We start from the raw sequence: 20,499 nt of genomic DNA on the forward strand, positions 1-20,499 counted from the left end.
ACAACAAAATAGGCATACGATCTCCCATTTTACCTCCTTAATTGAATTGTGGTCCATTATGTGCAAAAACAAACCGTCAAGTTAAACATTAACCATTTGACGTCACATTCAACAAATAATTGGGGTTTTCTTCAGGAGACCCACAGCAAAAAGCTGGCCCAGACATGAATTATCCGAGCAGCTTCTTTGCATTCAGCAAATTTAAGTTAACAATAAAGTTGAGGATGCACATCAAGATGTACTTTGGCTAATCATATACTCTGCAAACGGCGTTAGGGAAAGATCTCTAACTTGCTCCAGTGTAAACCAGTCCGCGCCCAGCGAATCTTCGCCATCGGGTTCTTTTTTGATATGATCCGGCCGACTGGCTGCGGTCAAAACAACATCATACAACATCCCGATATGGTGCAGCTCTTCCGGCTCACCTTGATACACCCATTCCAGTACCGTAGACTCCGCAGAACGAATCATCACTTGTAGATGGGTCAGGCCCGTCTCCTCTTCAATCTCACGATGAAGAGCAGTCTCAGGTTGCTCGCCAAATTCCAGCCTTCCGCCTGGTAAATCCCATTGCCCCTGGTATGCTCCGCGAGCCTTATGAATCAACAGGAATTGGTCCTCCCAAGCGACCAAGCCATATACCCCAATATGTGTATACCGATTCACTTAAGGGCTCTTCCTTTCGTTTTCATCCTCTGTAACAGCATCCAGATCTATGGCCATACGGATCATATCCACACAGCGGATACCATCCTCTATAATCTCTTCCTCATAATGCCTCACAAAGAAGTCACGATCAACCCCGATAATGCGGAAACCGCAACGTTGGTATAACTTCAATTGATGAAAGCTGGAGTTGCCCGTCCCAATCTCGAGAATTCGGCATCCCAATCTACGTGCAGCTTCCATCGCTTCCTTAATCATGTGTTTGCCTACACCTTGTCCCTGCAGTTCTTCCTGTACGGCAATATTAACAATCTCCGCAGTCTCTGGACGAGTCTTCAACAATACGAACTCCCCAACCATCTCTCCTTCATACTCGGCAATAAAACAAACACCCCGACTCAGGTATTCATCCACAATTGCTTTTGAAGGATCAGCCATCAACAAAAGTTCGTAGGGTCTCTCTTCTTCCCAGTCCAAAATCCGGAACGACAATTTCATGCCAATCTCCACCTTTTCATCGTACAATATTCATTTACGTTCTGTTTGCAGAAGCCTATGTATGGCAAATCCACAAATATATCATTCTTCATTTCAACAAACTAGTTTACTCAATCTATTAATCACACACTATTACCCACAGACTAGTCATCTCCTATAAAAATAGTAAACTTCATTATATCATAATATTTGGATATAAATATATAGATATGGATGATACATTATGAGGCATTATTTTATATCCTAACCCAAGCTTAAATGCTCATGGATTAATTTCCATTCCCCATCAAGCGTCGCCGCAATGTATCCTTGCAGGGCATGCTGGTATCCCATGATTTTTCCTCCTTCTGACGGTTTAACTTATCGGGTCCCACTCTGTTCAAGTACGGAATCGCTATACACCATAAATGTTTCTTGCAACGTACGTCCGGATGATTTCTCCCAGATCACACTCCGCTCAAAAGTGCCTTTTTGGAAAAAACGTGGGAAACGTTCAGCGAACCAATCCTGCATAGGCAGCTCAAAAACCCGCTTCATCGGCACCCATAACAGTTCGCCTTCGGGCGGATCTTGCAATAACTGACCCTCGAATGAAGTCGCCAAATAGTTAAATACCATGTACCGCAATCCTTGTTCGGGATCACAGAACTCATCAAGCCCTTTATACGTAATTTCATTGACTACTAGCCCCGTCTCCTCCAGAACCTCCCGCACAGCACCATCCACGATACTCTCAGGAAAATCTACCTTCCCCCCAGGAGCGATGTATCCCGGAAATCCTTTGCGGTCCGGCCGATTCATTAACAACACCTGATCATTCATTTTGTCCCATACCATACACATCGTTAAAATCTCTATTCTAGTATCCATATTCGTCCTCCTGCTAACATGCGCTTCTCTGCTGTACACTAACATTTCTGGGAATAACCTGTGTTTTCCTTCTTTATTCCCACTCTGATTCATTCGTATTTTCACCGGTCTCACAGTATAGTCTATGATGATATATATGCATACGAAAGGCGGACGCCCTGTACACCTGTACATCAGAAGCCCGCCTGTTTTGTGATATTCTATGCTGCTCTTTCCTCAAACCTGGAGTTTCCAGTTCTCAGTTCAATTCCGTAATCACTACCCGGCGTTCCTTCCATTCAGCCCGGCGATAAGCCTGTTGCATACCAAATTTGCGGATACTTGCCTTTGGCACCGATTTATAAGGCAAAACGATCGTAAAGTCCTCATCAAACGGGAAAAAAGACAGGCCTACTTTTTCATTGGATAACCACTCTGCCTGAATCGGTTGTCTGGAACAGGCATCAAACGTACAACTGAGCCCTTCTGCAAAAAAATCATAACGCGCAGCAGGTGTTCCAGGTTCCTCCATACAGAGAAACAGACTGAGCTGATCACAGAAAAGCATAATCTCCACATCACTTTGCAGCCTCTGTTTCAGTGCTTCAGCATCACCACCAAGCTGTTTCTCCCAATCCAGCTGACGTTCGTGTTCTTGCTCCAGATAATCTCGGATGTCATCATCATCCTGAGCATTGGCCCCCAGATTTTTCTGAAACAGTTCCGTATACATCAAGCTACACAATAATCCGGCGTAGAGGTTTTTCTGCCGAACTTCTTCAATCCCTTTATGGTAGAATACAAAACGCGGACGCAATGGAAAGTCACGAAACGAATACGGCGATTGACTGTAATCATTCCAGAACGGAGACGAATCTAGTTCAATCCAGCCACGGTCATGTTCCTTGGCCGCTAGAATCAATTCATCCCGATGCGTAGCATCGGCTAATAATTCATTTTTCCAGTGGGAAGCCATCTCTCCGGCTACTAATCCATGCTCATGCTGTGCGGTCAAAACAAAATCATGCTCTCTCTCATATACGATCATTTGCTGTCACCCTTCCGCATGGTATACGTTGACTTTAACATAAATTGGGTTAAACTTTCCTAGTAAGTTGTTTTTCGCTCCATTTTGACGAAAGGCACAATGTAAAGGTGTTGTCAGTTTCCTGAAATTTGATACACTAAAGGTTGTGTCCACAATTATATTACATACAGAAAGCGGGATCTCATGAATTTATACTCTCCTTACATCGAGTTTAACCGCAAGGAATGGGCTGAACTTAAAGAACATCAGACCACTCTTCCACTGACGGAAGCCGAATTAGAACAGTTAAAGGGATTGAATGAAGAGGTATCGATTCAAGAAGTCGAAGATATATATTTGCCTCTGACCCACTTTATTGACCTATATGCAAGAGTTTCACGAGAGCTGAATCAACTAACGGCCTCCTTTATGAAAAAAGAAGCCCTCCCCACCCCCTACATCATTGGAATCGGGGGAAGTGTTGCCGTGGGCAAAAGTACAGCGGCCCGCTTGCTACAGGCACTGCTCGCCAGAGGTAAGAATAGCCCGAAGGTTGACCTTGTCACAACCGACGGTTTCTTATATCCCAATGCGGTGTTGCAAGAAAAGGGCATCATGAACCGCAAGGGATTCCCGGAAAGCTATGATATCAAATCCCTGATTCAGTTCATGGGGGATGTGAAATCAGGCAAGCCCGAAGTGAAAGCACCCGTCTACTCTCACCTCGCCTACGATGTCATTCAAGGGGAAGAGAAGCAGATCTGTCAACCGGATATTCTCATTATTGAAGGTATAAATGTACTTCAGATCAAAAAGGAAACGCCTTTGCTGGTTAGTGATTTCTTCGATTTTTCCATCTACATTGATGCGGAAGAAGAGCATATACGACACTGGTACGTTGAGCGTTTCAAGCTGCTCCGCAATACAGCTTTCCAGAACACGGATTCCTTTTTCCATCAACGATTCGCCAATATCGATGAAGAAGAAACCGTGCGTACGGCCAACCAGATCTGGCAAGATATCAATGCCAAAAACCTGCATGAAAACATTTTGCCAACCAAAGGACGTGCCAGACTGATTCTGAAAAAGGAAGCCGATCACTCCATTGGGCAGATTCAATTGCGCAAACTGTAGACAATACTCGTACAGCACACTTTGATGTTATATCTAATTACCCTTAAAAGGAGAGAAAAACACATTGCAAACCCTGATTATACTCGGCAGTATTATGATGTTCCTGGCTGTTGCTTTGGGTGCTTTTGGCGCACACGCGCTCAAGCGCAAACTATCCGCTGACATGATCAAAATCTATGAAACCGGTGTTCAATATCACCTCATCCACGGACTTGGCATCATCCTGATCGGACTACTCGCAGACCGTCTCGAATCCTCTTCACTCGTCATGCTTGCCGGATGGCTGATGTTCGCCGGGATCATCCTGTTCTCTGGCAGCCTGTACGTTTTAAGTGTAACGGGTGTTCGCAAATTGGGAGCCATTACCCCACTTGGCGGAGTCGCATTTTTGGCTGGATGGGTTATGATCATGATTGCTGCATTATAAATATGCCCCGTAGATAAACGAAAAGAGTGTTCTGGCTGATATAATATCGCTGGAGCACTCTTTTACTGTTTAATCTGTCCAAATTCTACGAATGGTGGACATCCCTGCATCCGGTCGTTGTCTCTCCAGCACATACACATCCGGGTTAGACAGTTTGGTCCACTCTTCATAACCAAAGGATGGTTCATACTTACGAATAAGCAGTGATAACAAGTTCCCATGTGTAACTACGGCCCCGTGCTGTTCTGGTCTGCTCCACAACTCTTCCAGTAGTGCCAGCCCCCTTGCAGCCGCGTTTCTCGAAGATTCCCCGCCTTCTTCCACCCAATCCACATCATCGTATGTACGTTTCAGTACATCCATCCAGTTAGGCAGATCAAGAGAGCTAAGTATCCTCTCCTGGAGACGTTCATCCGTATGTATATGTTGCAGCGTTGCTATGCCCAGTGGCATAGCCGTCTGAACAGCCCTTTTCCATGGACTGGAGACAATATACGTTATGGAATGATGAGCCAAGATATCTGCAAGTTTTTCAGCCTGCCTGATCCCTTCATCTGTAAGCTCTGCATGGGGTTCCTGCCCTGTGGCCTTGGCGTGACGGATAAGATAAATGGACTGCATAGCTATCACCTCCTATGGTGTAACCTACTTCGAGTTCATCTCAAGATATTGAAGTGCACTGTACATCTTCTCCTGCTCTTCCGGTCGGCCTGATGAACTGAGGAAAGTGACTTGTTTCCCTGTTCTGTCTCCATGTTGAGCCACCAGTCCAAGCCGCTGCTTCAGATGGTTCACTGTACCTGTACTGCCATCAATAATCTGTATATGATCGGGCAGAACCGTGCGCAGAATGGACGTATAGAATGGATAATGCGTGCAGCCAAGCACCACTGTGCCATACCCATGAAGATCGAGATCTGCCAGCTTGAACCGGAAATAATCAGCGATTTTGCCCGGATCAAAATCCAGCTGTTCACACCATTCCACAAGTTCCGGCAGCGCAATGGAATCCACACTGTGGTGATCATCAACACGTGATACCAGTTCGTTATACTTGGTTTGGCTCAAGGTGAGGGCCGTAGCAAATACAAGCACTCTCTTCCCACTGTTGCGATTCATCTCTACGGCTGGTTTCACCGCAGGCTCCATGCCAATGATCGGAATATCGTACTTGGCGCGCAGATCCTTCACAGCCAGACTTGTTGCTGTATTACAAGCAATCACGATTGCTTGAACATCCTCCTGAACGATGGCTTCCACACAATCAAAAATATGTCCTCTAACCTCATCCGCAGACTTGGTTCCATACGGGACATGCAAAGTATCCGCATAATACAGAAATTTTTCTTCAGGAAACTGTTGTAATGCCTGATGCAAAACGGTTAAACCACCGATGCCTGAATCAAAAAAAGCAATTTTCTTATTCAAGGATTTCACCTCTATAATGTATTCTTTCGGGTTCCAAGAACCTCTCAATGCTGCTCATGGTGACTGGAGGTGAGGTTTGTACTTCCGGCTCATCACACGCTAGAATGATAAACCATTATTCTACGCTCATTTTATACTGTCTGAGCCAGTCCTTGCCACTATGCCATACCTCTACAGGGTTATGCTCTCCAAGCAGTTCAGTACTTGCCTGAGCCATGATCCATTCCTTGAGACCATTATCCGGACTGGATTCGAGCTGCTGTAGCAGCAGATGCAATCCTTCCTCACCCGTATTCAAAATGTCCTCGTAAACCTCCCGGTTACCAGCAATATAATCATTCGGATTGCTGCTGGTCAGGAGGACAGGGTCGCTAACCATCTGCTGCAGGTTGCTTTCAATGGTTGCTGATAATGCTTGGTCTTCTGTCCAAGTCGAACATGCTACTACCGTCAATGCTGTGCATACGGATAACAAACCCAGAATCAGTCTTCTGCGATTCACTGTACCACTCCTTTCAACAACGAGTTAAGACAACAGATTCGGCTTTCATGCTCAAGCCCCCGGCCAACTACAGAACAAGTTCCCATTGTTCTTCGGTAAGTTCCTGACCTGACAACATCTGCTTGCGGACTTCCTTCACTTCAAAGCCCACAGATTGATATAATCTACGCGCGCCATGGGTGATAAATTCAGTAAAGCTATGATCATAATTATACTCGTTTCGATAGATTCGGATATGCGCTTCAATGACATACTGCAGATCCTTTTGTACGAAAGTGCGGATCATCAGACATCACAGTCCTTCCTCAAATCCACAGTTGTGATACTGAAATCCACACCGAACTGAATTAATCCGAGTTTACGGGCAACTTACTGTGAAGCGAGATTATCCCAAGATGTACTGTAGATTGGCATGCGTCCACGCTCCTTGACATAATACTGCCAGCACTTTACCGTCTCCACTGCATATCCATGTCCTCTATAACCGGGTGCCGTATACAAACTAGCTTCCGCCCCATGATTGGAGAGCCTCGCGGAGCAGCACACTGCCACAGCAGAATCCCCAATAACATAAGCGGCAACAGGGCTTTTTTCATACAAGTAGTCTGTTAATTCAGGGAAATGCTCTGCCAGCAAATAACGCTGCTCCTGACCAATCAACTGAACCTTCTGATTCCACTCGTGAGATAACTCAGGAAAAGCATAGGCGGGTCCCATCCACACACGGTTAACTGGCTCAAAGGTTTCCACCTTGCGAATTAGTTTCGGAATATCTAATGGAAGCTCGCAATCCTTACCCAACTCAATCATTAGATCCGGCGGTAACTGCTCATGGTAATAGATCAGTGAACCAGCAGAAGTCATGCCGATAAAAATGGCTGGAGCTTGCCCACCATCTGGCTCGTTAATGCCTATGAGACGCTGCTGCTCATTGATTGTATACAACGTGCTCACCTGTATTTTCAACATTTCGATAGACGACAGGTTGGATTTTGGAGCCATAACTAAGAAGTTAACCTTTGCAATAATCGTTTGCCTTCACTGCCTTTACCAGCTTCCTGCTGCTCCAGAAAATCGGATAATTCACGTAAATCAGCCGGGCGATATCCAGCCCCGCACCCGCAATTATGATAGGTATAACCATGACGGTACAGCATCATCACTTTGGTCCATTGTTTGGTATCATTTTGCTTGGGCGCCTGGAAATCGTGTCCCATGCTGACCATAGACGTGGCACATTGCGGGCATTTATATTCAAGTTGTGCCACCACCTCAGGGCTCAGGTCATGTCTGGAAACTTGTTTAAATGATTTGCGACAAATGAAACATGCATAGATGTCTTTATATGGTCCTGACATGGCATATCTACACATCGTCTGCACCCCCTTAATAATTTCCATTATACGGGATTTCACACGCACATACGAATGGATTTTGCATAATTGCGAAAATTCCACCACTCACTCATTGACCTTAAATCGTAGCTTGTTTCCAGGCCTTAGCAAGTTCCGCAATCGATGCGTACCGCTCGGACCGATCATCGCTCACTGCACGTATCACAACCTGATACAATGCTTCTCCGGCATCCCATCTCTCATAGGAACGATCCTTCTCCCCGCCAAGCAAACCAAACGCCATTGCCCCCATATTGAATACATTGGTAACCGCATCTATGGCTGCGCCTAGCTCAAACTCTTCGGGAGACATAAAGCGGGAAGATCCCCACATACGCCCCATGGTATTGGTAAAAGAGCCCTTCCGATACAGATCAATATCACAAATTTTCATCGCATGTTTGTCAAAATCATAGATCAGACTGCCATCATACAAATCAACAGCCACATAACCTCTCCGTTCCACCTCGATATGAAAATCCAGAATCTGTTCCATCGCCCGAATGCGTGTCTCAACAGGAAGCTGTCTGAACCGATAGTAGGGCGAACGCGGATCTTCATACTTAGCCGGAGGTGGGAAATACCAATGGGAGTGCAGACACTCCCCATTCACCCAATCGAACACACAGGCATAGCCCTCATCAGTTGCAAAATGATTCGTTAGTCGAATCAACGTGTCATGTGCCAGATCCTCGTAGACGGAAACTGATGATTTCAGATTACGAATGGCTTTCGGGGGACTTCCCGTATGATTCGCATGAATCGTATGCGCTCCCGCATATTTAACGAACAATCGCTTTCCATCCTTTTGCACAATACCGAAGGAGATATTCCCTGAATCCTGCTGATCGAATACGCGAAAGACCGTACCCAAGGGCCGTAACCAATCGAAAGAATGAGACTCTTTTAAGACAAAGGAAACACCGTCGATCTCAAGTTCAACCTGATCTGTCATAGGGCTCCTCCTGTAGTGATATCATCATTCAATGTTGAATGCTCCGTATAAAAGTAATTCATATGCGCCTCATCATATCCCTGACCATGGACTTCTAATGCGTTACGCTCGATGCCGTAGACTTCAAATCCATATCGTTCGTATAAACGTCGAGCTGATTCATTGGTTGTCACTACACTCAGATTAATCTGCTTGATACCTTCCAGATGTCTTCCCCGATCCAGCACCTCGCGGAGCAACAGCGAAGCCAGCCCACTTCCCCGATATGGCGGAGCAACATAGACGCCCCAGATCATGCCTTTGTGCCTGAGCTTTAGGCCGTACTCTCTTTTGAAACCCATCATTCCCGCCAAGGTTCCTTCTGTTGTGTATGCTCCCAAAATATAATCATCGGGCTCGTTATGTATGCGTTCCTGCACTTCTTTCATGGGGATCTGAACGGACAATTCAAACGAAGCCCCGAAGGCTTCAGGATGTGTTTTCAGTGCTTCCAGTCGCAAAGGCCAGTAGATGTCTGCTTCATCCCGCTGAATATTGCGAATGATATATGTCTCTTGCTTTCGATCTTCGTTCATTCTTCGACCACTCCCTGCATCTCATAAGGATAATCGATCTGAAGTTTTACATTCGCTGCCGCTTCCTGTCCTGCAAGCAACCCAACAACATAAATCCCCAGGTCAATGGATGTGGCTACTCCACCGGCAGTAATTACATTTCCATCTTTTACAATCCGCTTCTGAATCACCTCGGTGACATACGGCTCAAGCAAATTATATGCACGGGGATGTGTTGTTGCTTTTTTGCCGGATAAAAAACCAGCCGCACCCAGCAGCAGAGAGCCTGTGCACACGGAAACCTTCAAAGGCACAGACTCAGCCTGTTTCAGCCAACCTACAAAGGCCTCGTCATATCGAAGCTTGCGCGTTCCCATGCCTCCGGGGATAAACACGAGATCATATTCCGATAGGTCAGGCTTCACCCGATCCACCTTCAACGTTAGACCAGACTCATCCGTGACCTGATCTGTCATTGCACAGGTTTCCCACGTCGTTCCTTTGGTAGGTTCAAAGAAATTCAACCGATTGATCACATCATAAAACCCTGCAAAATCAAGGAAAGTCAGTCCATCAAACAAAACGAATGCAATTTTCATTGGTAACCTCCGCGTTTTAATTTGGAGCATCCTGATTATGTTTCTGATTCCGATCCCGTTCCATTGCTTCCTTCACCCGGTCACGCGCTGGCAGCTTGCTATTGATATGAAAGAGCAGACACACAATCGCAAGAAGTAAAATAATGACGATGAATTCGAATATGGCTAATCCCTCCCATTCGGAAATTACGCAATCGTGACTCGTACCTTATCTCTATTTTAATCCACGTGCGATGATCCGCTCCAGCCACTTCCACGGTAGCAGTGCTTTACCTATGATGAGCACACGCGAACCTTTTCCGAGCGCATATCGAAGTCTTGGTGCACGCATCCGTGCAATTCGGCCAATCAGATCAGCTACCTCCTGTGGATCAGGTGCCGTCTCGCTCGCATGTTTGGAATAACGAAGAACCGCGTCCAGCTTATGCTTATACGGAGAGTCCTCGCTCCGGTGAATCTCACCCAAACCTTTATTCCAGATCGGTGTGCGATAAGAGCCAGGCTCAACTAATACCACCCGAACACCAAAAGAAGACATCTCATGCCGCAAACTTTCCGTGAATCCTTCCACAGCGAATTTGGAGGCAGCATAGGGCGCATACCCTGGAAAACCGGACAACCCACTGACACTGGACAAATTAACAATTAACCCCTGCTTCTGTTCACGCATCACAGGCAGGACCGCCCGTGTCACGGCGATTAATCCAAACAGATTCGTTTCCATCTGGCGCCGCCAATCCTCCATTGACACTTCCTCAATGAACCCGCCCACCGCGAATCCCGCATTGTTCACCAGCATGTCGATTCGGCCATTGTTGTGAATTACGTTCCCCACAGCTTTTTGCACTGATTCAGTATCGGTCACGTCCAGTTGCACATATTGTAAACGTTCAGCTAACCCCGCCTGTTCAGCCAGCTTCACCAATTCTTCTCTTCGACTCAGGTCACGCATTGTAGCAACAACGCGATATCCCTGCTTGGCAAGGGTGATTGCGGTGCGCATACCAAAACCACTGGATGTACCCGTAATTAAGGCCACCGGAGCGTTAGCTCCTTCCTTCGTCTTTTTCACTACATCAGAACCTGCATTAATCCGTCCCTGTCCGGCTTCTTTTAAGTGTTCCTCTACTGTCACGGCGTGACCTTCTTTCCTCGGTAAATTGCTTACTTCCTACCTAGACCGCAAGACTCCTGCTTAATCCGTCACTCCGTTATGCCGTCTCTCAACTCTGCGTAGCTTTGTAATTCCCGGTTCAAACGTATACGGAACAAATCTGACCTCAGGCAAAGTACATTCCAGACGCTCTCCCAGCTTCATAAGTTGACCCCGTACATCCGTCTCAACCTGAGCCATCACTGCGCTCCCGCCAAGCCGAAGGGATACTTCCATTGTTCCGTCTCCTTGCTGCACCACACGATAATGTTCAATATCTGGCGAAGCCGCAATGACTGAACGAGTGACGAAATCCGGAAAGACCGGTACAGCCTCACCCGTATGTAGTTGTGAAAAATAAAGCGTGTCATCACAGCGGCCTTCAATCCGCTCAATGGCAGTAAACGGGGAACCACAGGCACATGGCAACGCCGCCTGGGTCAGAATATCATTCAGCCGATACCGGATGATCGGCTGTGATGTTCTGGAGAAGTCCGTAATAATGGGCACGAACCGCCGGGTGGCGGGATCAATGAACTCTTTTTCAATATGCACGATGTCTTCATTCAAATGCAGTGTGCCATAACGACAAGTAGCACCCAGGAACCCTTCTGTACACTGATAGACTTGATGAATGGTCTGTCCGAAGACCTGCTCCAGCACCTTGCGATCCAGGGGGTCCAGCACCTCGGCAACAGAGATGATTTTATCCGGTACAGCGGTCAAATGGCCTGCCACATAAGCGTCCGCCAACATGCGCAGCATGGATGGAGGAGCCACCCACACGGTAGGTTGGTACGTTTCAAGTCGCTTCACCAAGGTCTCCACACGCTCCAGCAGATCAAAGTACTGAAACTGCAACTTACCACGCTGCACCGATTCATACAGATTACTATTGGCCCGCAGGAAAAATGCAATCTTCGCAGGTTTCCACAGTCCACCAGGCAGCAACTTGGCCAGCACTGTGCCAGTCCACGCATCCTGCTCCCGATCACTCACCAGAAATATCCCCCGGTTCCCTGACGTGCCCGAAGACAATCCAACCGTCACGCCTTGAATGGAAGGTTTGAAGTCACGCGCTTCTTCACTTTCACCTGCAAGATCCAGCGCTTTGTCCTTGGTAATGCCCACCGTGTTAAGTGTATCGAAGTGTTCCATCATGATCGATTTGTCAATCAACGGAAAGCTTCTCCAGTCGGATGCGTCCAAGTTCCCCCACCACTTCCGGTAAAACGGAGATCGGGCACGGATCTGATGAACATGCCGAATAATCCGTCGCTCTTGCCAGCGCTCAAGTTGTTCTCGCGTTTTCCATGTTCGCGGCCCACGTGCGAGTGCATAATGAACCACAATGCGAAGGGTATTACTCATCGTTTCTGCCCTCCTGTACCCCAAGCGTCCAGTACCTCTCGGCAATGACTCGGCACAATTCGAATATGGGGAAACTGCTGATGCAGCTGAACCAGCTTGTCAAAGTTACGGTTGTATTCCTGTCGATTCGACATAATGATCCCAGCAAGAATATTCGGTCTGCGCTGTTCACGAAAAGCCCGACTCGACCACACCGCGTCCGCGCAGAGAAAATAGTCATGTTCTTCTGTACGCAACAGGAGTCCCATCATACCTTCCGCATGACCGGATACATCCACCCCAAGCAGACTGCCATCACCAAAGATGTCGTAGACCTCATCAAAAGGGAACTCTTTCCCCGCTCTCGTCCATCGCTCAGGCTGACACATAAAAGGCAATGATCTGGCCATAAAATCCTCGGGCAACAACCCCGCAAGAAAACCTGCTTTTACAGCCTTAATTGGACCGAGTGAGCGCACAGCACCATAGGCTCTTGGTAGATAGATAAATTGTGCCTCCGGGAAATCTCGCGCACCCGCGATGTGATCGCCGTGAAAATGCGAGAGGATGATATACCGTATATCCGAAGCTTTCAGTCCAAGCCCAGCCAGAAAATGAACGGCACTATCCTCTTCACGATAGACCACAGGTGTAATATGACGATACAGTGCGTTAGGCAAATGAGCCGTTTCCTCAAAAAAGCGGGAACTATATCCCGTATCCAGCAGGATCGGTCCATGTACGGGATGAATGATGCAAGCAAATCCTGCCGGGAAAGGTACTGGACTCAATCGACCACCACGCAGCGTCAGAAACTCTGGATGTGTACAGTAACCCGCTGCACCCAAATATAGTTCAACCGGAGTTGTTGTCAGCATGATTCAGCCCTCCACCAGTCTGCAAATTGTTGTAATCCCTCTTCAATGGACACCCGAGGAATGTATCCCAATTGCTCCCGTGCATCCGTAATATCCAACGTCTGTGGGATGGATAAGGAGCCGACTGTATACCTTGTTAACGCAGGCTCACCCAACGCAGGAATATAGCCATGAACTCGCTCCAGCAACGCTGCCACACCATATGCCATCCGATAAGGAATGTTTCGACGACGCAAGGGCATATCCAGCATGCCAAACAGCCTGCTCACCAACTCACTGAACGCTCTCGGATCGCCATTGGAAATATTGTAGGCTCTGCCAAGTGCTTCTGCATCGACATCGCGGCACAACAACAAGGCATCCACCACATTATCCACACATGTCAGATCGATTAACGCCTGTCCACCACCGATCATCGGCACGCCCGATTTTGCGTTTGCTGCGACAATTCTGGGAAATAACGTCTGATCATACGGACCAAAGATAGCTCGCGGTCGAATCATGATCGACGGAAGTCCCTTTGCATGCCCCTCCATCACAACCTGCTCAGCGAGAAGCTTCGTGGCTGCATAATGATTGGCTGGTTTGGATGGCAACGGATCATTCTCATGTACGTTATATCGCGGATTGTAATTAAAATATATACTCGGAGTTGAGACATGTATGAATCGCTGTACTTCATTATGCAGGCATACATCTACAAGATTCTGCGTCCCTTCCACATTGCTGCTATAAAAGTCACGATATCGGCCCCATGGCGAGGATAGAGCTGCACAGTGAAACACCACATCCTGTCCCGTACACGCTTCGTTCACTGCAGCCTCATCCCGTATATCTCCATTCAGGAATCGGATTCCTGCCAACTCAAGTTCTGCACCAACCTTTGGCTGTCGGCCCATACCGGTGACTTCCCATCCCTCTTTGGCAAGTCGTATCGCGAGGTGCCTGCCCAGACATCCTGTAGCTCCTGTAACCAATGCTCTGTTCATTGTTGTTCACCGTTCCATTCTATGTCGTGAGTCAAAGCTTCAGTCAGCGAGCACTTCTGCGATCTTGCCAGACGCCATGCGGCTAGCACCACTCCGAATTGTTCAAATACAGGCTGGATATCCTGCCCTACATAGACCACATCCCTGGCTCCACGCCACGCAGCTATCCATGCACGGAGTTTCCCTTTGCCAAAGATCTGCTGTACTCCACTTCCCAGCATGGGGAGCATGAGCATGGCTTTGCTGCCCCGTGCGGGCGTGATCATTCTTCTTTCTTTGACCAACGTCTCCGGTTCAGTTAGTGCACGCACCAAGTCATCTCCGGGGTGAAATAGATGAATCCCACTCGTTGCCCTCGGATTACACTCAATTGCGTACACTCGCCTATCCTGACCTTCTATAAAATCAAACCCAATCTGTCCGCTAAACCCCGCTGCCTCAACAAATTGTCTCACCCACACAAGGGCACCTTCATGTTCCACCTGTTCAAAAAAAACACTGGCTCCCACGCTTCCTGTACGATAGCGACTGTCGTAAGTGGCATGTGCAACCAGTTGCCCTTCATGCGCTATGCTGTATGTACATAACATCTGACCAGAAATGTAGGCCTGTGCAACCCAAGGTGAAATAGATGATAATGCTGCCTCGTCCGGAGGGTCGTTACGGAAATGTCGACGTTTCTTTTCGCTTACGTTTCCTTGCTGATCCGTCCCTGCCCCAGCGTCATCGGTCATGAGTGTTGGCATGCGGACTTTGGCGGCAAAGCGGGAGTACACCGGTTTCCATACCCAATCCCCCATTGTTTCCAGAACAGACTGAGCTTCCATCCATTCCTGCCGACTGTGGATCAGGAGTGTGTCTGGAACTGAAAGACCGAGTGACCCTGCAAGCTGGATAAAATCATATTTATGGTGCAGCTCATGTAGTTGCTCCAAAGTTGTAACCAGAACACGGCAATATGCACGCAATCTGTCTGCCCCTTGGGCAACATAGAAGACTTCTTCACACATCGGAATCAACAGGTCGATCTGCCAATCCTGTGCCAACCGTTCCAGCTCTGCCAGATAAGCACCTGTGTCATGACGTGGCGATGGAACCACAGCACACTGTTCCACTGCACTGGATGATCTGGTCAGATGCCGTAAGGCACTCTCCGCAACATAGACCCGATGGCCTGCCCGATGAAGCATGCGTGCCAGATCAAGCGTTACGGGAGCCCTTCCGCCTGTAAGCAGCACGCGGAGAGAAGCAGCTGTACCATGTCTGGCATCCCCAGATCTAGTAGTCAAAAATGAGTCCTCCCAATGATAATCCGGCAGCCGTGCCAATCATCAACACCCGATCTCCACGCTGAATACGCTGTTGTCTAATCGCTTCATGCAGCCCCATCGGGATCGATGCCGCAATCGTATTGCCGTGATTTCGTGTGATGTCCATAAACCGATCTTCAGCAATGCCAAGCTTCTTGCGAATCAGTCTCATCGCCATGGCACTTCCCTGATGAGGAATGACCAATTGGAAATCCTCCATTCGATTTCCGGTCGCCTGCAGCATATCACCAATGAATCCAGGCAAAAGTCTGGAAGCCATGCGGAAGATGGCCTGTCCATCCATATGAAATAGGTAGGGTTCAGGCTGATCTGCCTTATAATTCGAAGCATGCATCCGTGTACCTCCACCTGCAATCTCCGAGAAGCGAGCACCTCGGCTGTAGGTTCGAAGTGAAGCATGGACGATCTGTGAAGACGACCCTTCAGGCGAACGCTCAATAATAACAGCGGCCGCTCCATCTCCGAACAGGGCCGCACTCTCTTTATCAGACCAATTCAGTCCGGCTGAGGCAATCTCGGTGGCTACGAGCAGTACTCGCCGGTAACGTCCTGCATCTACCATATAGGAGATCACATCGAGTCCGTTCAGGAAACTTAGGCAGGTTGCATCCATATCAAAAGCAGGTACGCCTGAATCTTGCTGACCCATGGCCTGCTGGATAAATACCGCCGTACTTGGCAATGGTTGTTCCTTCGTGCCACTGGTACACACCAGACAGTCGATATCACTGAATTGTAATCCTGCATCCGCCAGTGCAGCTTCCGCAGCGCGCGCGCCCATGAAAGAGGAGGTTTCTTCACCCGAAGCATAATGGCGTACACCTACACCTGTGGCTTTGCTGACCCAGCCCGCAGGCACGTCCAAGCGGCGATCCAGTTCCTCATCGGTGACTTCCTGTTCAGGCAGGTACTTCCCTGTCCCTGCGATCCTTACTCTTCTAAGTTGCATTTCCCCAACCTCTTTCTGTTCATCTGACTGATATATATAAGTTCAGCTAATTGTATTTACACTTACACTGCGATGACAGAACAACTTTCCGATCGCTGTTATCCCCAGATTTTTTTGATTCCCTTCTTAAAAGGGAAAATCCGGGGATAAAGGCGAACGCTTCGCTTCTTCAAGTTATTTCTGTCCTCTCCGTTATCGTGTAAATGTTTAGTTGAACATATATAAATGAAATGAATCCTCCACCTTGAATGGCGAAACGCCATGAAGTAGAAACTTTGAAATATACAATAAAAGGGCAGATGCCTCTGCCCTTCCTGTTGTGTTTTATTATTTATACTGTGCTGTCATTTCTTCTTATTCAAAATCTCGGTAAGAGCGGCATCTAGTGTACCGTATGTGAACGTGAAGCCTTCCCTCTCCATTCGCTCGGGAATCACCCAACGACTTTTGAGAACGAGTTCTGTTTCGGTCTGAATAAAACGTGCGCCCACTTCAAGCATCCAGCGAGGGGAAGGCAGTCCAATCCGCACACCCATCTGTTCTCTCAGACGCGCCATTAGCTCCCGATTCGTCACCGGATGCGGAGAGGAAGCATTGAACACACCATTTAAGTGTGTATGCTCTTGCAGATAGATCACCATGCGGAACAGATCCTCGATATGAATCCAGCTGAACTGCTGTGTTCCTGCACCTTGCGATCCACCTAGGCCAAAACGAACCAGATTTGTCATGGGCACCATCACGCCGCCCTCACCCAGCACAATCGCAATCCGCAGTGCAATCTGACGTGACGGCAGACTGAATTCAAAGAAAGCCTGTTCCCATGCCTTGGCAACGTCGACCGAGAATCCGGAGCCAATCTCGCCCTCTTTTTCTGTCATGGGACGATCTTCAGCATGTCTGTATATGGTCGCTGTACTCGAATTAATCCATAGTTCGGGAGGATGATTACAAGCTAGGACGGCTTCCCCGAGAATGCGCGTTGTCCGGGTTCTGGATTCCAGAATGGCTTTGCGATTCTCATCCGTATAACGGCAGTTCACCGATTTACCTGCCAGGTTTATCAACATTTCCGCCTCTTCCAGTGCCCCTATAATTCCTGTACGATCCTCCCAGGCAATATGACCGGGCTGACGCGAGATAATTAACACCTCATACCCCAGCTTTCTGAACCTTTGGGCAAAATCCTGTCCAACAAATCCCGTTCCACCAGCTAATACAACCTTCTTCACGGTATCCCCTCATTTCCCATACTGGGTAAAGAATTCGCAAGATATAGATTGGAATGTTTCTATGCATGCAAAATGCAGATATTAGATTAACACCGCCGGTGACCCGTTGGTTTGATTTATTTCGCACCCAGAGCTGCGTACAAGCGATCCCGCTCTTCGATAGCCCATGCGTTTGCAGGGTTTTGTTCCAGTTGATATCGGAGTTCATCATAAAAATCATGGATCATGAATCCGTCCGGCAAGTTCCCAAGCATCGCTGTAAAATTGTACTCCGGCAGTGTTCTCTTTCCTTCGCTGATCTGCTTAAGCCAGTCCATCCAATTTGCAAGAGTAAGCACTTCCTCCTGCCATAACTCAGCCTGTAACCCAAGCGCATCCTGAAGTTGCTCGTACGCCAATGGATCGGCGAAGGCGCGGCAGGCCTGAACAGCCAGTTCATATAACTCAGTCACTGCACGGCGTACCACATGCTCAAGTTCGACCTCCAAGCCTCCCATGTAATCCTGAACCTGGATGCCCTGTCCATCATCATATAATAGCGGTGCCTGCGCCAACAGGCGTACAATCTCTTCCATCGCTTGCATTGAAACTCGCTTCTGCTCATAGAGAGCAGGTAATTGATATGCTGTAATGATCATTCACTCCTACATCGTTCTTCTATTAATGACCTATATTATAACATGGTTTGGCAATCATCTATCAGGATAACTTGACTATCCACTACAAGTTGTAGTAGTTTATAAGTACTACGTAGTGTAGTAATACGATCGTTATGGACGCATAACGATGTTAAGGAGTGTTCACTGTGAACCAGATTCAAAAATTATCCGAAACAGAAATGGAGTTAATGGTTGTTATATGGTCATGCGCCCCACCGGTCACCTCCACAGAACTATTAGACATATTTGCTGAGAAGGGGAAAGCGTGGAAAGCGCAGACCATGTCTACCTTTCTGTCACGGTTGGTGGATAAAGGCGCTCTTACCGTCACGAGACGTGGACGGACCAATGATTATGAGCCTCTTCTGAAACCCGAAGATTACAAACTACAGGAAACGCAGCACGTTCTTGATGGACTGTATCAAGGTTCAGTCAAGAATTTGGTTTCGGCCATGTATGACGGTGACAAGCTTTCAGACGATGACATTTCAGAACTGAAAAAATGGCTTTCGGAAAAGTAGGTGCAGATGATGAATATCTTTTTTGAGATTCTGTGCAGCCTGACCGTGGCGGGAAGTATCGTTTCTGTTTGTATTTTGGCACTACGACTTATACCCGTATCTGTTTTTCCGACCAAGTGGCTCTACAGACTCGGTAAACTGGCTATCTTGTTTTATCTCTTCCCGGTATCTCTTGGCCTTTCATGGCTTTTGGATATTGCATTCCAAACGACATCAACTATACCAGGTACGGAGAATGCAGCAACTTCGGGCGTACTTGCAGGAACGTTTATCCCGGAACAAACCATTTCGGTAACCACAGCCTGGTTCTTGTTATGCGTCTGGGGCATTGGAGTCATTGGTTTTTCTGCATGGCAGGCGTACTGTTATCGAAGATTTCTGAATGAATTATCTCGTACACGTACCCCAGTCCTCTGTCATAGTGAAGCAACTGTACAGCTACCATTAATCAAAGAGGCTTTGGGTCTCAAAGGCAATATCACGCTTGCTCACAGCACGCTAGTACGGAGCCCTATACTGGTTGGCTTGTTTAAACCAACGATATATCTGCCACCCGAAAATACGGTGAAAATGGACATCAGCATGGTAATTCATCATGAGTTGGTACATCTAAAACATAAAGATCTGTGGGTCAAAGCTGTGACCTTGGGGGTTAGTGCCCTGCACTGGTTCAATCCCCTGATTCATATGATTCGCCGGGACATTCATACCTGGAGCGAGTTGGCCTGTGATGAAGATGTGGTGAAAGAGATGTCCCATGAAGAGCGAAGACGATATGGTGAGACAATTTTAAATGTGATGGCGGGAACCAAGAAAATGCCTGCTCAATTTTGTTCGTCCCTATCGGGTGAAGGCAAACAATTAAAAAGGAGATTGATGATTATGTTTAATGTAAAGAAACTGAAAAAGAAACATTGGATGTTAAGTATGGGAGCCCTCCTGCTTATTACAGGTGTAAGTACGTCCACCGCCGTATGGGCATCAAACCACACAGTTAAAGTAGAGGCCCATGCTACTGAAGCTGTGCCTGTTCCTTCTACTGATGGATCTTCTGAAATCGTAGCTTCTCCCAACAAGGTCGGAATTTCCGAAGCTGTAACTGCTCCTTCTACTTCCGAAACTCCTGAAATCGTGGCTCTCCCTGAGGATGAAGTTTCCAAAGCTGTGCCAGTTCCGTCTACTACTGTACCTTCTACTACTGTTCCATCTACTACTGAACCTTCTGAGGCTAAAGTTGTAGAATCAGCCACTGTTCCTTTTACGGGTGAATCTCCTGAAATCGTAGCTCTCCCTGGGGATAAGGTTTCAGTAACTGTACCTGCTCCTTCAGAAAAATAACCTATCGTTAAGGAGCAATAGCCATCCTTATTTGCAAACAGGACGAAGCATAGATCTCCAGCTTCG

General features: G+C 47.5%; 25 protein-coding genes. 4 read left to right on the plus strand and 21 right to left on the minus strand.

Annotated elements, in window-relative coordinates:
• Window positions 1–231 precede the first annotated feature (231 nt).
• From J2Z28_RS03420 to J2Z28_RS03435, 4 genes are all read right to left on the minus strand, one after another.
• Window positions 232–666: an NUDIX domain-containing protein gene (locus tag J2Z28_RS03420; RefSeq protein ID WP_211081176.1), complete on the minus strand. Its 435-nt coding sequence runs from the start codon at window positions 664–666 to the stop codon at window positions 232–234.
• Window positions 667–1,164: a GNAT family N-acetyltransferase gene (locus tag J2Z28_RS03425; protein WP_036610208.1), complete on the minus strand. Its 498-nt coding sequence runs from the start codon at window positions 1,162–1,164 to the stop codon at window positions 667–669. It lies immediately after the preceding gene.
• A gap of 360 nt (window positions 1,165–1,524) precedes the next feature.
• A complete protein-coding gene (locus J2Z28_RS03430; protein WP_133384110.1) occupies window positions 1,525–2,034 on the minus strand; it encodes an 8-oxo-dGTP diphosphatase in 510 nt (169 codons plus the stop codon).
• A gap of 238 nt (window positions 2,035–2,272) precedes the next feature.
• A complete protein-coding gene (locus tag J2Z28_RS03435) occupies window positions 2,273–3,061 on the minus strand; it encodes a DUF3891 family protein (protein WP_211081177.1) in 789 nt (262 codons plus the stop codon).
• Window positions 3,062–3,244: 183 nt separating this feature from the next.
• On the opposite strand from J2Z28_RS03435, the gene coaA reads away from it, so the two are divergent.
• Both coaA and J2Z28_RS03445 read left to right on the plus strand, forming a co-directional pair.
• Window positions 3,245–4,174 (plus strand): type I pantothenate kinase, encoded by a 930-nt coding sequence (gene coaA / locus J2Z28_RS03440; RefSeq protein WP_036610217.1) that lies wholly within the window; start codon window positions 3,245–3,247, stop codon window positions 4,172–4,174.
• 64 nt (window positions 4,175–4,238) lie between these two features.
• The gene (locus J2Z28_RS03445) at window positions 4,239–4,601 is read left to right on the plus strand and encodes a DUF423 domain-containing protein (RefSeq protein ID WP_076252477.1); all 363 of its coding nucleotides are present in this window, start codon (window positions 4,239–4,241) and stop codon (window positions 4,599–4,601) included.
• 69 nt (window positions 4,602–4,670) lie between these two features.
• On the opposite strand, the gene J2Z28_RS03450 is transcribed toward J2Z28_RS03445, so the two are convergent.
• The 17 genes from J2Z28_RS03450 to J2Z28_RS03530 form a co-directional block, all read right to left on the minus strand.
• Complete coding sequence (locus J2Z28_RS03450) at window positions 4,671–5,222, minus strand: histidine phosphatase family protein (RefSeq protein ID WP_211081178.1); 552 nt, start codon at window positions 5,220–5,222, stop codon at window positions 4,671–4,673.
• 24 nt (window positions 5,223–5,246) lie between these two features.
• Window positions 5,247–6,029: a glutamate racemase gene (gene murI / locus J2Z28_RS03455; RefSeq protein ID WP_211081179.1), complete on the minus strand. Its 783-nt coding sequence runs from the start codon at window positions 6,027–6,029 to the stop codon at window positions 5,247–5,249.
• A gap of 115 nt (window positions 6,030–6,144) precedes the next feature.
• Window positions 6,145–6,531 (minus strand): hypothetical protein, encoded by a 387-nt coding sequence (locus tag J2Z28_RS03460; RefSeq protein ID WP_211081180.1) that lies wholly within the window; start codon window positions 6,529–6,531, stop codon window positions 6,145–6,147.
• Window positions 6,532–6,598: 67 nt separating this feature from the next.
• Window positions 6,599–6,817 carry a hypothetical protein gene (locus J2Z28_RS03465; protein WP_211081181.1) on the minus strand — a complete coding sequence of 73 codons (219 nt, stop codon included), beginning with the start codon at window positions 6,815–6,817 and terminating at the stop codon, window positions 6,599–6,601.
• 83 nt (window positions 6,818–6,900) lie between these two features.
• Complete coding sequence (locus tag J2Z28_RS03470; protein WP_211081182.1) at window positions 6,901–7,476, minus strand: GNAT family N-acetyltransferase; 576 nt, start codon at window positions 7,474–7,476, stop codon at window positions 6,901–6,903.
• Window positions 7,477–7,535: 59 nt separating this feature from the next.
• Window positions 7,536–7,904 (minus strand): hypothetical protein, encoded by a 369-nt coding sequence (locus J2Z28_RS03475; RefSeq protein WP_211081183.1) that lies wholly within the window; start codon window positions 7,902–7,904, stop codon window positions 7,536–7,538.
• Window positions 7,905–8,004: 100 nt separating this feature from the next.
• The gene (locus J2Z28_RS03480; RefSeq protein ID WP_211081184.1) at window positions 8,005–8,880 is read right to left on the minus strand and encodes a serine/threonine-protein kinase; all 876 of its coding nucleotides are present in this window, start codon (window positions 8,878–8,880) and stop codon (window positions 8,005–8,007) included.
• Complete coding sequence (locus J2Z28_RS03485; protein WP_211081185.1) at window positions 8,877–9,455, minus strand: GNAT family N-acetyltransferase; 579 nt, start codon at window positions 9,453–9,455, stop codon at window positions 8,877–8,879. The genes J2Z28_RS03480 and J2Z28_RS03485 overlap by 4 nt, the downstream gene beginning before the upstream one ends.
• Window positions 9,452–10,033: a DJ-1/PfpI family protein gene (locus J2Z28_RS03490; protein WP_036669691.1), complete on the minus strand. Its 582-nt coding sequence runs from the start codon at window positions 10,031–10,033 to the stop codon at window positions 9,452–9,454. Before J2Z28_RS03490 ends, J2Z28_RS03485 begins: the two co-directional genes overlap by 4 nt.
• A gap of 214 nt (window positions 10,034–10,247) precedes the next feature.
• Window positions 10,248–11,168, minus strand: coding sequence for an SDR family oxidoreductase (locus tag J2Z28_RS03495; protein ID WP_342357466.1), 921 nt, complete (start codon window positions 11,166–11,168; stop codon window positions 10,248–10,250).
• Between the two features lie 60 nt (window positions 11,169–11,228).
• A complete protein-coding gene (locus J2Z28_RS03500) occupies window positions 11,229–12,557 on the minus strand; it encodes a F390 synthetase-related protein (RefSeq protein WP_211081186.1) in 1,329 nt (442 codons plus the stop codon).
• Entirely contained in the window at window positions 12,554–13,414 is an 861-nt protein-coding gene (locus J2Z28_RS03505) for an MBL fold metallo-hydrolase (protein WP_211081187.1), read from the minus strand. The genes J2Z28_RS03500 and J2Z28_RS03505 overlap by 4 nt, the downstream gene beginning before the upstream one ends.
• Complete coding sequence (locus J2Z28_RS03510) at window positions 13,408–14,403, minus strand: NAD-dependent epimerase/dehydratase family protein (protein WP_211081188.1); 996 nt, start codon at window positions 14,401–14,403, stop codon at window positions 13,408–13,410. Before J2Z28_RS03510 ends, J2Z28_RS03505 begins: the two co-directional genes overlap by 7 nt.
• A complete protein-coding gene (locus J2Z28_RS03515; protein WP_211081189.1) occupies window positions 14,400–15,692 on the minus strand; it encodes an ATP-grasp domain-containing protein in 1,293 nt (430 codons plus the stop codon). The genes J2Z28_RS03510 and J2Z28_RS03515 overlap by 4 nt, the downstream gene beginning before the upstream one ends.
• Window positions 15,682–16,683 (minus strand): beta-ketoacyl-ACP synthase III, encoded by a 1,002-nt coding sequence (locus J2Z28_RS03520; RefSeq protein ID WP_211081190.1) that lies wholly within the window; start codon window positions 16,681–16,683, stop codon window positions 15,682–15,684. The genes J2Z28_RS03515 and J2Z28_RS03520 overlap by 11 nt, the downstream gene beginning before the upstream one ends.
• A 344-nt stretch (window positions 16,684–17,027) precedes the next feature.
• Window positions 17,028–17,915 carry a TIGR01777 family oxidoreductase gene (locus J2Z28_RS03525; RefSeq protein ID WP_211081191.1) on the minus strand — a complete coding sequence of 296 codons (888 nt, stop codon included), beginning with the start codon at window positions 17,913–17,915 and terminating at the stop codon, window positions 17,028–17,030.
• A 116-nt stretch (window positions 17,916–18,031) separates the two neighbouring features.
• A complete protein-coding gene (locus J2Z28_RS03530; RefSeq protein WP_211081192.1) occupies window positions 18,032–18,553 on the minus strand; it encodes a hypothetical protein in 522 nt (173 codons plus the stop codon).
• A 167-nt stretch (window positions 18,554–18,720) separates the two neighbouring features.
• Here J2Z28_RS03530 and J2Z28_RS03535 point away from each other — a divergent pair, with 167 nt between their 5' ends.
• Together J2Z28_RS03535 and J2Z28_RS03540 are read left to right on the plus strand one after the other, a co-directional pair.
• Entirely contained in the window at window positions 18,721–19,095 is a 375-nt protein-coding gene (locus J2Z28_RS03535; RefSeq protein ID WP_017689706.1) for a BlaI/MecI/CopY family transcriptional regulator, read from the plus strand.
• Window positions 19,096–19,101: 6 nt separating this feature from the next.
• A complete protein-coding gene (locus tag J2Z28_RS03540) occupies window positions 19,102–20,433 on the plus strand; it encodes a M56 family metallopeptidase (protein WP_244988075.1) in 1,332 nt (443 codons plus the stop codon).
• The last annotated feature ends 66 nt before the right edge of the window (window positions 20,434–20,499 follow it).

It is taken from the genome of Paenibacillus xylanexedens, assembly GCF_017874615.1.
Taxonomy (GTDB): domain Bacteria; phylum Bacillota; class Bacilli; order Paenibacillales; family Paenibacillaceae; genus Paenibacillus; species Paenibacillus xylanexedens.

What these genes read in the sequence shown, in the direction of transcription:
- J2Z28_RS03500 (WP_211081186.1), bottom strand. Translation starts at nt 12,557, where the DNA reads ATGAGTAATACCCTTCGCATTGTGGTTCATTATGCACTCGCACGTGGG.
- J2Z28_RS03505 (WP_211081187.1), bottom strand. Translation starts at nt 13,414, where the DNA reads ATGCTGACAACAACTCCGGTTGAACTATATTTGGGTGCAGCGGGTTAC.
- J2Z28_RS03475 (WP_211081183.1), bottom strand. Translation starts at nt 7,904, where the DNA reads ATGTGTAGATATGCCATGTCAGGACCATATAAAGACATCTATGCATGT.
- J2Z28_RS03490 (WP_036669691.1), bottom strand. Translation starts at nt 10,033, where the DNA reads ATGAAAATTGCATTCGTTTTGTTTGATGGACTGACTTTCCTTGATTTT.
- J2Z28_RS03425 (WP_036610208.1), bottom strand. Translation starts at nt 1,164, where the DNA reads ATGAAATTGTCGTTCCGGATTTTGGACTGGGAAGAAGAGAGACCCTAC.
- J2Z28_RS03480 (WP_211081184.1), bottom strand. Translation starts at nt 8,880, where the DNA reads ATGACAGATCAGGTTGAACTTGAGATCGACGGTGTTTCCTTTGTCTTA.
- J2Z28_RS03435 (WP_211081177.1), bottom strand. Translation starts at nt 3,061, where the DNA reads ATGATCGTATATGAGAGAGAGCATGATTTTGTTTTGACCGCACAGCAT.
- J2Z28_RS03520 (WP_211081190.1), bottom strand. Translation starts at nt 16,683, where the DNA reads ATGCAACTTAGAAGAGTAAGGATCGCAGGGACAGGGAAGTACCTGCCT.
- coaA (WP_036610217.1), top strand. Translation starts at nt 3,245, where the DNA reads ATGAATTTATACTCTCCTTACATCGAGTTTAACCGCAAGGAATGGGCT.
- J2Z28_RS03530 (WP_211081192.1), bottom strand. Translation starts at nt 18,553, where the DNA reads ATGATCATTACAGCATATCAATTACCTGCTCTCTATGAGCAGAAGCGA.
- J2Z28_RS03450 (WP_211081178.1), bottom strand. Translation starts at nt 5,222, where the DNA reads ATGCAGTCCATTTATCTTATCCGTCACGCCAAGGCCACAGGGCAGGAA.
- J2Z28_RS03430 (WP_133384110.1), bottom strand. Translation starts at nt 2,034, where the DNA reads ATGGATACTAGAATAGAGATTTTAACGATGTGTATGGTATGGGACAAA.
- J2Z28_RS03510 (WP_211081188.1), bottom strand. Translation starts at nt 14,403, where the DNA reads ATGAACAGAGCATTGGTTACAGGAGCTACAGGATGTCTGGGCAGGCAC.
- J2Z28_RS03465 (WP_211081181.1), bottom strand. Translation starts at nt 6,817, where the DNA reads ATGATCCGCACTTTCGTACAAAAGGATCTGCAGTATGTCATTGAAGCG.
- J2Z28_RS03540 (WP_244988075.1), top strand. Translation starts at nt 19,102, where the DNA reads ATGATGAATATCTTTTTTGAGATTCTGTGCAGCCTGACCGTGGCGGGA.
- J2Z28_RS03485 (WP_211081185.1), bottom strand. Translation starts at nt 9,455, where the DNA reads ATGAACGAAGATCGAAAGCAAGAGACATATATCATTCGCAATATTCAG.